Origin of the sequence: Pseudomonas sp. FW305-28 (assembly GCF_017351395.1) — a bacterium.
Taxonomy (GTDB): Bacteria; Pseudomonadota; Gammaproteobacteria; order Pseudomonadales; family Pseudomonadaceae; genus Aquipseudomonas; species Aquipseudomonas fluorescens_AA.
The window spans coordinates 19,341-30,432 of the sequence record NZ_JACNDD010000029.1 but is presented as its reverse complement, the minus strand read 5'-3'; the positions used below and the strand labels follow the sequence as shown (position 1 = coordinate 30,432).

Annotated in this window: 8 protein-coding genes; 4 read left to right on the top strand and 4 right to left on the bottom strand. The window is 62.3% G+C overall.

Going from position 1 to position 11,092, the window contains the following annotated elements; translation table 11 throughout:
* Window positions 1–13: 13 nt before the first annotated feature.
* Entirely contained in the window at window positions 14–1,009 is a 996-nt protein-coding gene (locus J4E53_RS09515) for a GlxA family transcriptional regulator (protein ID WP_103308229.1), read from the bottom strand.
* A gap of 98 nt (window positions 1,010–1,107) precedes the next feature.
* Here J4E53_RS09515 and J4E53_RS09510 point away from each other — a divergent pair, with 98 nt between their 5' ends.
* Window positions 1,108–1,662, top strand: a complete 555-nt coding sequence (locus tag J4E53_RS09510; protein ID WP_103308228.1) for a cysteine hydrolase family protein — start codon at window positions 1,108–1,110, stop codon at window positions 1,660–1,662.
* An 81-nt stretch (window positions 1,663–1,743) separates the two neighbouring features.
* Here J4E53_RS09510 and J4E53_RS09505 read toward each other — a convergent pair whose 3' ends face one another.
* Window positions 1,744–5,043 (bottom strand): AAA family ATPase, encoded by a 3,300-nt coding sequence (locus J4E53_RS09505; RefSeq protein WP_103308227.1) that lies wholly within the window; start codon window positions 5,041–5,043, stop codon window positions 1,744–1,746.
* Between the two features lie 211 nt (window positions 5,044–5,254).
* On the opposite strand from J4E53_RS09505, the gene J4E53_RS09500 reads away from it, so the two are divergent.
* From J4E53_RS09500 to J4E53_RS09490, 3 genes are all read left to right on the top strand, one after another.
* The gene (locus J4E53_RS09500) at window positions 5,255–7,180 is read left to right on the top strand and encodes an MAC/perforin domain-containing protein (protein WP_060740396.1); all 1,926 of its coding nucleotides are present in this window, start codon (window positions 5,255–5,257) and stop codon (window positions 7,178–7,180) included.
* A 171-nt stretch (window positions 7,181–7,351) separates the two neighbouring features.
* Window positions 7,352–8,206, top strand: coding sequence for a hypothetical protein (locus J4E53_RS09495; protein WP_103308226.1), 855 nt, complete (start codon window positions 7,352–7,354; stop codon window positions 8,204–8,206).
* Window positions 8,207–8,352: 146 nt separating this feature from the next.
* Window positions 8,353–8,973 carry a hypothetical protein gene (locus J4E53_RS09490; protein ID WP_177431683.1) on the top strand — a complete coding sequence of 207 codons (621 nt, stop codon included), beginning with the start codon at window positions 8,353–8,355 and terminating at the stop codon, window positions 8,971–8,973.
* A gap of 124 nt (window positions 8,974–9,097) precedes the next feature.
* Here the strand turns inward: J4E53_RS09490 and J4E53_RS09485 are convergent, their stop codons facing one another.
* Together J4E53_RS09485 and J4E53_RS09480 are read right to left on the bottom strand one after the other, a co-directional pair.
* Window positions 9,098–9,619 (bottom strand): single-stranded DNA-binding protein, encoded by a 522-nt coding sequence (locus J4E53_RS09485; protein ID WP_003206078.1) that lies wholly within the window; start codon window positions 9,617–9,619, stop codon window positions 9,098–9,100.
* 9 nt (window positions 9,620–9,628) lie between these two features.
* Window positions 9,629–11,026, bottom strand: coding sequence for an MFS transporter (locus J4E53_RS09480; protein ID WP_053125859.1), 1,398 nt, complete (start codon window positions 11,024–11,026; stop codon window positions 9,629–9,631).
* Window positions 11,027–11,092: the final 66 nt, after the last annotated feature.

Genomic DNA, 11,092 nt, shown 5'->3' with positions numbered 1-11,092 from the left:
AAAAGGTCCAGTGTCAGCCTTTGGGAATGCCCAGCGGGCTCACCCCAAACCTCGCCCGATAATCACTCGGCGCCAACCCGGTGATTTTCCTGAACGTCGCGCGAAAGGCACTGGGATCCTGGTAGCCGACGGTCCAGGCAATGTGGTCGATGGTGCCATTGGTGAACTCCAGCATTTCCCGGGCCTTGCCGACCCGCAGGTGCTGGCAGTATTCGGTGGGCTTGAGCCCGGTGGCGGCACGGAAACGGCGCAGGAAGGTGCGCTCTTCCAGCCCGGCCCGTTCGGCCATCGCACCGAGGGAAACCTCCACCGCGCCGTTGCTTTGCAACCAATGCTGGACCTTGAGAATCGCCGCATCGCCATGGCCGAGGATGGGCGCGAAGTTACTGCCGCACTGGCTCGCGCTGTCGCTGTGTTCGATCACCAGAAATTGCGCGGTGCGCGTGGCGATGCTGGGCCCGAGCAGGCGGTCCACCAGGCGCAGTCCCAGTTCCGACCAGGCCATCAGCCCGGCGGTGGTGATCAGGTCGCCGTCGTCGACAATCGGTTTGTCGGCGTTGAGTTTGATCTTCGGGTAACGGGCGGCGAAATCCTTGGCCGAGCTCCAATGGGTGGTGGCGCTGCGCCCATCGAGCAGGCCGCTTTCGGCCAACAGGATCGAGCCAACACACACACCGCCCAACACAGTGCCGCCCGCATGCTGCGCACGCAGCCAATCCATCAGCGTCGGCGAGGCCAGGTCGTCATCGAAGCCGGCGAGGGACGGCGGGATCAGCAACGCCACCAAATGGCCCGCCGGGCCGGTTTCGCTGTCGAACACCCGCCGCGGCGCCTCGCCGTTGTCGGTCTGCCAGTGACTGACCCGCAACCGTGGCAATGGTGCACTGGCGTGCTCGGCCGCGATCCGCTGGGCCACCGCGAACAGATCGGTCAAGCCATGCACCGCCGCCATTTGCGCGCCGGGGTAGATGAGCACGCCAAGCTCGGCGACTGCCCTTTGCTGCGCCATTGTCAGTTTTCCCTCGCTTATTGTCGTTGCGGCCAATCCTCGAACCGGCGGTAAAGGCCAATACTGGCGCCCTACCCCACCTGATCAAGGAAGCCCTCATGTCCAAGCAAGCGCTCATCGTAGTCGATATCCAGAACGACTACTTCCCCCAGGGCAAATGGCCGTTGGTCGGTGCTCAAGCCGCCGCCGATAACGCCGCACGGTTGATCGAAGCCTTTCGCCAGGCCGGCGACAACGTAGTGCACATCCGCCACGAATTCACCTCCGACGACGCGCCGTTCTTCACCCCAGGCTCCGAAGGCGCACAGTTGCACCCCAAGGTGCTCAACCGCGCCGATGAGCCGGTGGTCCTCAAGCACTTCGTCAATTCGTTTCGCGAAACCGAACTGCAAGCACTCCTCGACCAGCACGGCATCGAACAATTGGTGGTGGTCGGCAGCATGAGCCACATGTGCGTCGATGGCGTGGTGCGGGCGGCGGCGGACCTGGGCTACGGCGTCACGGTGATCCACGACGCCTGCGCGACCCTCGACCTGGAATTCAACGGCGTGGTCGTGCCGGCTGCCCAGGTGCATGCGGCGTTCATGGCAGCGCTGGGGTTTGCCTACGCGAGTGTGGTGAGTACCGAGCAATTCCTGGCCGACCATCAGTAAACCCACGGCACAGCTAAAAAACCGCGCTTCATCACCCAAGTGCGGTTTTGCCTCGGGCATCAACGGCGTGTCTGGAGGCGATCAAGTCTCCAGCACGAGCAACAACCGCGGCATCGTCGCCACGAACCCCATCTGCTGCGCTTCGCGCGTCATCCCCTTCAGCTTCTCGCCGCTGGCTTGATCGGCGTTGCGCAGCCACTGCCCCGCCACATCGATCAACCGCACATGATGGTTGATCCAGGCGCACGACGCCGACTCGGGCAATGCCGCCATCTGTTGCCCATGCCAGATAGCCTTTTCGGTATTACCCGCCAACAGGTAGGTTTCAGCGGCAGCCACGCGAAAGCGCAAGGCGTTGTGGGCCAGGCAGGCTTGGGTGAGCTGGGCTTCGCCCTTCGCCAAGGCCTGCTGGCTGAACGGTCCGTCATCGCTGATCATCGCCAGGCTGCCGTAGACCCAAGGCCCGATATAGCGCTGCAACTCGAAGCGCTCCACCAGGCTCGCCGCCTCCATGATCAAGGTCTGCGCCAGCCCGCGCTCGCCCTGGCGCAACGCCACCCGCGCCAACCCTTCCAGCAGGATCGCTTCGAAACGGCTGGCGCCAAGGCTGCGCGCCAACGTCAGGGCACTGTTCAGCTCTTGTTCCGCCAAGGCATCCTGGCCGCCCGCCACCAGCACCCAGGCCGCAGTGAGCCGCGAGAAAACCTGCGCTCGATGATTGCCCAGCCGGGCGCTGCATTCGATGGCTTCCATGGCGTCACGCAAGGCGGGCTCTGGCTGACCCAGGTACAACTGCGCCGATCCACGGGCGCTGCGGTTGGCCGCCTCCACGTGTGTCCAGCCATTGCGCTCGCACAGGCGTACGCATTGATCGAAGACCTCGTAGGCGGTCTGCATGCGCCCTTGTGCGTAGTAGGAGTCGCCAATGCCACTCAAGGCCTTGGCCTCGGTTTCCAGGTCCCGGCCGATGCGAGCAGAAGACAAAGCCTCTTCGTGAAGGCGGCGACACTCGGCGTAATCACCCCGTGGGAAATAGATATTCCCGCGCAGGTGATTCAACCGGGCAAGCGCCGCATGGGCCTGCATGGACCGGGCGATGGGCAGCATGTCCTCGATCAGGCGCTCCTCCTCGTCCAGGCAATCGAGGGTATTGAGGACTGCCGCCAGCCCCAACGCGGCCTCGATCCGATCCTGCGGCTGCTCGGCCAATGCCAAGGCGCGCTGGAAATGCGCCCGGGCCTCCACGGTCTGGCCCAGGCCCGAGCACGCCTGGCCGCACAGCAACGCGAAGGGGAAATTGCCCTGCGCATGCTCGGCAAACGCCGAGCATTGCCGGGCCAGCGCAAGGACACTGTCGTACTGGCAGGCCAGTCGTTTTTCGCCCATGGCCACCAACAGTGCGTCGAACGCCGCCGGATCGTTGGCCCGCAGTAAATGCTGGGCATAAAGCACCCGATCGTGCGCGCGATAGAGATTCGCCACCTCACCGTGCAACTGCTCGCGCAGCAACGTGGGCATTGAATCGTAGAGGCAGTGCATGACCAGGTCGTGGACAAACAGATAGCTGCCTGGCTCGACCTCCCGCAACAGCCCCTGGCGCATGTCCGCGGTCGGCAGATAACCGGGCTGCCCCAGTGCTTCGCGCCACAGCGTCAGCTCGAAGCGATTGCCCAGCACCGCGGCGTAATGCAGGGCGCGACGTTGCTCGGGGGCCAATTTGTCAAAGCGGGTCTGGACCAGATGCCTAAGGCTGTCAGGGAAAACCCCTTGCTGGCTCGACAGCAGTTGCGTCAGGTACAGCGGGTTGCCTTGGGCACGGGCGACACATTCGGCCCGGTAACGCGGATCGACCTCAGTGAACTGCTCCGCCAGGACCGTGGCCTCCCGCGCCCGGATCGGCGCGATGTCGAGCAGACTCATGGGGCTGGAGGAATGCGTACGGATTTCGCTTTCCAGCGGATCGCCTTCGGGACGGGACGTCAGCAGCCAGACCACCGGCGCTTCGTCAGTGGCATCGAGCAGCCTGCCCAGCAGCATAAACAGCGTGGCATCGCCCCAGTGCAGGTCTTCGACGCAGATCAGCAAAGGCTGTTGCACCGCGCTGCGCAGCAACACGTCGAGCAAGGCCTGGAACAGCCCCTGGGTACGGGCCTGGTTGCTCATCGCGGCATACAGGGCCGGAGGCTCGGCAGACGACACCCCCGTCAGCACTTGCAAGAACATGCGATGTTCGGCGGCCACTTTCAGGCGGGACAACGCGGCATCCAACAGCGAGGCGCTGACGGACGCCGCACCCCCCAGGTTGAGCAGGCTGGCCAGCAGTTGCCCCAGGGGCCAAAGGCTGTTGTCCATGCCGAAATCCAGCACATCGCCGCGATGGCAGGCAAAGCCACGCTGCCGGGCCATTTCGAAAAACTCGCTGACCAGACGGGTCTTGCCAATGCCCGCCATGCCGCGCACATAGACGATGTGGCCGTCCTGGCATTCCTGGGTGGCCTCGATCACCGCCTTGAACTGCAAGAGCTCGATGGCCCGCCCCACCAACGGGCGCGGCGCGTTTTCGTCGAGGCTGCGCGGGCGCAGGCATTTGCGATAGGCCTGGAACTCATCGTCGCCGGACGAAAACTCAAACCGTGCAGCGAGCTGTTCCAGCAGGTTTTGCGCAACATACACCGGCGCGTGCCCATGACGCTCCAACAGCGGCTTTTGCGCGAGCAAGACAGGCTCGACCGCAGGCTCCATGGTGTCGGCACTCAGGCGCACAAGCCGCAGTAACAGGGCATGCCCGGACGTGACGAATTGCTCCCGACTCAGGGCCAGCGCGCAGAGCAGGCCCCGCTCGCTATCGCTGCGATAGGCCTGTGGCGAACCGAACTGGGCGATCACCACATCCTGCGTCATCCCCAGTGGAACGCCACCAAACTGACGCACCAGGCGCTCGATTTCTTCCATGAACGTCGTCACGGGCAGCCCATCGATCCGAAAGGACAGCTCCAGCACGTAGCGGATGACGCTGTCATCGACCTGTTTCAGCGCCTGTTGCGCAAAGGCCGTCTGGTGCACCGCGCTCATCGTCTGTTGGATGTGCGCCAAAGCCACCGAGGCGGGAGTGCTCAGCAGCTCACTCACATCGACCCCGAAGGCCGTCGCCAAGTGCCGAGCCGTGCGGTAAAGCACCGGCTTGCCGGTTTCGGCCCGCTTGATGGAGGCGATCGAGACGCACAAATGCCGGTTCAGGCAGGCCTCGGCCAGGGTTTCCTGGCTCAGGCCATGCTGTTTGCGCAGGCCTTTCAACGACACGGCGTCCAGCAGGACACGGCCGTCGGATATCGAAGCATCACGCCTGGGCAGGGCAACAAAGGTGTTTGGTCGGGAGTCCATGTCGATAGCCCTTTCAACCCTGGGACAACGGCAGCCGATCGAGTGTACTCCTGCGCCTCGCCCGGGTTAATGAAAAGATGGCATTTTGCCTGATACCAAACTGATACCGGACTGACACCGCTCTGGACTGTCCGCCTATCACCGCCCTCCCGATACTCACTCCCATCAATTGACACCCAGTTGATACAACCTGAGCGATGGGAGAAAGGCGATGAGCGATGGACTGAAGGGCAACGCAGGCGATGACGTGCGGGATATCGGCGGCTCGCAATTACTGGGGCGCGGACTGAACCGGCTCGATTGGGCCGGCGACAGCAAGGAGTGCCTGAAGGTCGGCGATACCGAGTCGGGCAAACGTGCGGTGCCGTACCGGAAAACGTCTTACAACGTGGGGAAAAACGTCACCATGTCCACGGTCGTGGCCAACGACAACTTCTCCACCGAGACGTTTGCCTCCCGCGACGAATTCGAAAGACATACCCAGACGAGTGTCGAAGCCTCCGGCAAATACGGCGCCTTTTCTGCCGGTTTCAAAGCCACCTTCGGCAGCGACATCAAGACGCTCGAAGAGCGTGAAGCCGCGCTCTACAGTCACACGGTGCGGTTATGGAAACTGACCCTCGAGGTCAGCCCCGCCAATGCCACGGAAGCGTTCAAGAAGCGCATCGATGAGTTGCCCAAGGCCTTCGACTCGAGCAATCCGGCGCCATTCTTCAATTTCCTGGTCGACTTTGGTGCCGATATCGTCAGCGAAGTGACTGTCGGTGGTTCGCTGAACTATGCGATGACCGCACTCAAGAGTTTCCTCAGCAAGACCAACACCCTCGATGCCATGGTCAAAGCCGAATACGGCACCTTTGTCAGCGGCAGCGCGACCACCTCGGTCTCGGAAACGGTCAAGAAAAACATCGCCCATCGCAACGCCAACCTGACCACCCGGGGTGGCACGCACGCCATTGCTTTCAACTCAGTGGACCCGAACAATTGCAATGCGGAGTTCGGCAAATGGCGCGAATCGCTGCCCGACGACCCGACCGTCGTGGAGTTGGCAATCGCGCCGGTCTATCGCTTCGTCAAGGAAGGCGAGACCCGTACGGCACTGGAGCAGGCCTACCAGTGGTACACCAGCTACAAGGCGGAAATCGAAGCCACTTGGCAAGACTCGGTGGTTGTCCTCGGCCGCTCCGGGCGGCAAGCCACCTCCAAGGCCGAAGCAACCCGCCCTGCCTTGCGAATGGTGTTCGTCGACAACAAAAGCAAGGAAACCAGCGAAAGCTTCCACTACCCACCCGCCGCGAATGCATCGACCACGGAATTTGAACAGTTCTGGGATGCGCTGGCCCTGCTGCTGAGACAAAAAAACGGGCAAAAATTGCTGATGGCCACTGAGCGCTGGCCGCGCGACGCGCGCTACTACCCGACGTATGCCATGCGTGAGGCCCTGCTGTCCAACGGCGCCAGCGAAGTATCGCTGATGCGCTGGGACACGCTGACCAAGCACATGCAGCCCAACCCGTTGTCCGGCCTGACCTATGTGCTGGCGGGAAATGACTTCGAGGCACCCGGTGTCGATGGACTCATTGCCGGTTTTGGCCAGGCAGGCAAGGACCTCAACCCAACGGTGAAGGTCAAGGCTCGGTTTTCCCACGACTCGTTCGGCAAGGTCAAGTTGGTAAAAACCGCAACGACCGAGGAAGACCCTCGCACCGCGCTGTACATCGTGCGCAACAATACCGACGCCAAACCGGCCCTGGCGGTCGATCCGCAAAACCGGACCCGTATCGCCATGCAGACGCCGGACAGGCACAATCCAGGGCAATACTGGTACATGCCCGAGCTGGAAAAACCTTATCCGGAAATCAACCACCCGGTGCTGCTGATCAACTACGAGACGGGAACCTGCCTGCAGGGCATGCACGACCAGGGCGACTGCCGGCTCAAGCCCATCGAACCGGGTCGCCAGCAGGACGACGTCATCTGGGACCGACGCGGCGATGAGGTATTTCACCTGTTGATGGTCTACTACTGGATGGACGCCCTGTGCCTGACCCAGGTTGAAAAGCGCGCCGCCGTCCGGCCGTGGCGCCAACCTCACGGCATGGACTGGTTGCGTGAGCAGCATCGTCCGTACAGTTGACACCCGATAGTGACATCCCCTGTGGGAGCGAGCTTGCTCGCGATAGCGCTGCTTCAGCTTGCTTCAATGTTGAATGTGCCGCCGCCATCGCGAGCAAGCTCGCTCCCACAGGTTCATCGGGCGATTGAGCGCCCTTTTCTCTAGCCTTCTTGCGTGCGTGGTCCCCATACGATGCAAGTCTTCAACAGTGTTCCCTTTATCGGCGATGGCGTGGAAACCGCCCTCGATCCCCGCCGGTTTCCCTACCTGTTCAACGACCATGGCCTGGCACGACCGAGTGTCCAGGAGCGCGGCCACCTGATCCAGCTCAGCCCCGAGAACCCGGCCCTGTCCCTGGGCACTCGCTACTCGGGCATCAGTTGGCGGGACCGTGAGGTTGCAACGAACAGCGGTTCCTACTGGATCAAGACGTTCGACTTCCACGCCAGCGAAGTGCACTACGCACCGATCTGGGCAACCAAGGAAACGGCGCAGGCCTTTGGCTTGACCCTGCTCGGCAACGGCGAATGCCTGCGTTTCGAATACGACCAACTGATCCTGGGCCAATACACCTATGGCAAATGGGCCGGCCACCAGTCGCCCTACCTGGGCCCGGCGCGCCAGCGCGAGTTGCTGACCTACAACCCGACCGACCTCGAATACCACAACTTCCCCCACGCGTTCTTTTCCCGTTATGGCCGCCTGCCGCTGGTGATCAGCGTCGCCCGCTGGCGGCCTGCGTCGAGGGAAATCCATTTGGCCGATCTGTGGCTGCGGCCCGGCGATGCGCTGGTCCTGCCGCCCAAGCACTACCCCGACATCGCCCCCAGTGACGCCCACGGCGTCGAAAACTGGCCAGCCGTCGTGGACCTGCACGGCAATCGAAACTCGGCGCTGGCCTGCTGGTTCGGGGAAGGTGAAGACTGTTTGCTGACGGAGACAATCCTGGCCAATTCGACCTTGATGAGCTCTCCCCAGGGCAAACCGCACTATCACGAAGAAAAAGCGCCGACGCGGCATGAATTACCGGCGGACTATCGGCCGTGAGGGGTGATAGCACGGCAAGTCAGACAGATAAAACCTGGATTGGCGGGGGCCAGGAAGAACCCAACCTCGGGCGAACCGTTTTTTACTAGGCGTACTTGAAGAATGACGATAAGAATGGCCGGGCATTTTTCCCAAGAGCCAGCCGTATGAAACGCAAACGCCCGCCGCGCCTGGTCGAATCCCCGTTCCCGACCGCTACATCAGCGCCACCGCACCCGCCCACGTGGGATTGCTCAAGCGAGATATCGAGGCCGGGATACCTGGGCACGATGGTGTATGCCGTGGTGATACTGCTGGCCTTGCCGATCTACGGGCTGGCAGTGCTATCGACGAAGCTGTTTCATGTCGGACAAAACCTGTCGCCCATCCACACAAGAGTGATCGAGGACCCTCTGTTCATAGCACTCATGTTAACCAGCGCATTCGCAGCCGTCTGCGTGCTCAACTGGCTGGCATCCGAACCTAAGGTGCTCGGCTTCTGCTTTGACGAACGCCAGCAACGCCTCACCCTCACCCAACGCCGCCCTGCCCGGCAAACCACGGAAGAATGCGTGCCGTACAGCGACATCCATTACATCAAGCCTTACAAAACGACCGCTTCCGCCAACATCTGTCACTTTGTGGTGGGCTTCGCCGGAGGCAATGGCAAGGCCATCGCACTTCGGGTAGGGGTTGATCTGACGGATCAGGACATGGCGTTTCATGCCGCGTGGTTGAGTCAGTCGATTGGCGAGAGGATGCAGGAGGTATTGGATCTGGATCTGTGAGCGAGGCCGGGCTTGCCCGTGTCCCCAAATTCACGAATCGGTTTGCGCCAGACAAATAAAAAGCCCCAAGTGCTGAGCGCTTGGGGCTTTCGTGACCTACCTGCGTAATGCGCTCAGGCGAGGATCAGAACGGGATATCGTCATCGAAGCTGTCGAAATCCGGAGCCGGTTGCGGCGCGGCCTGTTGTGGGGCCGGGCGCTCACGTTGTGGCTGTGGTGCCGACTGTGGACGAGGCGCCTGCTGACGCGGGGCCGGAGCCGACTGCTGGTAGTTGTTGCCACCTTGTTGCTGGTCGCCCTGTGGACGGCCACCCAGCAATTGCATGGTGCCTTGCATGTCGACCACGATTTCGGTGGTGTAGCGCTTGATGCCGTCTTTTTCCCACTCGCGGGTCTGCAGCTTGCCTTCGATGTACACCTGCGAACCCTTGCGCAGGTATTCGCCGGCGATCTCGGCCACCTTGCCGAACATCGACACGCGGTGCCATTCGGTCTTCTCGACCTTCTGGCCGGTCTGCTTGTCGGTCCACTGTTCGCTGGTCGCCAGACTCAGGTTGGTCACGGCGTTGCCGTTCGGCAGGTAGCGAACTTCGGGATCCTGGCCGCAAGTACCGACCAATATGACTTTGTTAACCCCACGGGCCATAACGTTCTCCTAGGCTTCGCACGTGGTCGGGGCCGGGTTGTTCACCAGGCGCTCGAGCGTCGCGCGATCCAATAATTCGGTGTCGAGTTTGATATACACGGCCGCCTCGTCGGCGACCACCACTGCATCGGTTACTCCAACGACGGCCTTCAGACGCTCGGTCAGGCCAGCCTCACGAATCGCCTCGGGCGATAAGGGCAAGCGCAGGCTCGTCACATAGGGAGGTTCGCGCATGGTAACAGCAAAGGCTAACCAAAGTGCAGCCAGCGCGGCGCATCCCAGGAACACAACCGACAAACCGCCATGCTGGAACAGCCAGCCGCCGAGGATCCCGCCCAACGCCGAACCCAGGAACTGGCTGGTGGAGTAGACCCCCATCGCCGTGCCCTTGCCGCCCGCCGGCGAAACTTTGCTGATCAGCGACGGCAGCGAGGCTTCCAGCAGATTGAACGCGGTGAAGAACACCACCGTGCCGATCACCAGGGCCCGCAAGCTATCGCCGAACTGCCAGAAGAATAGCTCAGTGAGCATCAGCGTCACGACGGCGCCGAGCAAAACTCGTTTCATTTTGCGTCGTTTCTCGCCATAGATGATGAACGGGATCATGGCGAAGAACGATATCAGCAACGCGGTCAGGTAAACCCACCAGTGCTGTTCCTTGGGCAGGCCGGCCTTCTCGACCAGGGCCAGCGGCAAGGCCACGAAGCTGGACATCAGCATGGCGTGGAGCACGAAAATACCCAGGTCCAGGCGCAGCAGGTCCGGGTGCTTGAGCGTCGGGATCAATGCCTGGCGCGCCACCCCGGATTCCCGGTGCTGCAACGGCCCGGTGGCGCGCGGCACCATGAACGCCACGATCAGGATCCCCACCAGTGCCATGGCACCGGTCGCCAGGAACAGGCCCGACAAGCCAAAGGCACGGGTCAGCAACGGTCCTACGACCATGGCGACAGCGAACGACAGACCGATGGTCATGCCGATCATGGCCATGGCCTTGGTCCGATGCTGTTCGCGGGTCAGGTCCGACAGCAGCGCCATGACGGCCGCGGAAATGGCCCCGGCCCCCTGCAGGATGCGTCCGGCGATCACGCCCCAGATCGAGTCGGCATTGGCCGCCAGCACGCTGCCGAGGGCGAAGACGATCAGCCCCAGGTAGATAACCGGACGTCGGCCGATGCGGTCGGAAATGATCCCGAACGGGATCTGGAAGATCGCCTGGGTCAGGCCATAAGCGCCAATCGCCAGGCCGATGAGGGCCGGGGTGGCGCCTGCCAGGTCCATGCCATAGGTCGCCAGCACCGGCAACACCATGAACATGCCCAGCATACGGAAGGCGAACACCAGGGCCAGACCGCTTGCTGCGCGTGTCTCGCCACGACTCATGCGTTCGCTGTGGGGATCTTGCATGGAAAAACCTCATGTGAACCGGCGGCGATTCTACCAGTCCCATCGATTGAGAGGGTATATGGCGAC

What these genes read in the sequence shown, in the direction of transcription:
- J4E53_RS09515 (WP_103308229.1), bottom strand. Translation starts at nt 1,009, where the DNA reads ATGGCGCAGCAAAGGGCAGTCGCCGAGCTTGGCGTGCTCATCTACCCC.
- J4E53_RS09510 (WP_103308228.1), top strand. Translation starts at nt 1,108, where the DNA reads ATGTCCAAGCAAGCGCTCATCGTAGTCGATATCCAGAACGACTACTTC.
- J4E53_RS09505 (WP_103308227.1), bottom strand. Translation starts at nt 5,043, where the DNA reads ATGGACTCCCGACCAAACACCTTTGTTGCCCTGCCCAGGCGTGATGCT.
- J4E53_RS09500 (WP_060740396.1), top strand. Translation starts at nt 5,255, where the DNA reads ATGAGCGATGGACTGAAGGGCAACGCAGGCGATGACGTGCGGGATATC.
- J4E53_RS09495 (WP_103308226.1), top strand. Translation starts at nt 7,352, where the DNA reads ATGCAAGTCTTCAACAGTGTTCCCTTTATCGGCGATGGCGTGGAAACC.
- J4E53_RS09490 (WP_177431683.1), top strand. Translation starts at nt 8,353, where the DNA reads ATGAAACGCAAACGCCCGCCGCGCCTGGTCGAATCCCCGTTCCCGACC.
- J4E53_RS09485 (WP_003206078.1), bottom strand. Translation starts at nt 9,619, where the DNA reads ATGGCCCGTGGGGTTAACAAAGTCATATTGGTCGGTACTTGCGGCCAG.
- J4E53_RS09480 (WP_053125859.1), bottom strand. Translation starts at nt 11,026, where the DNA reads ATGCAAGATCCCCACAGCGAACGCATGAGTCGTGGCGAGACACGCGCA.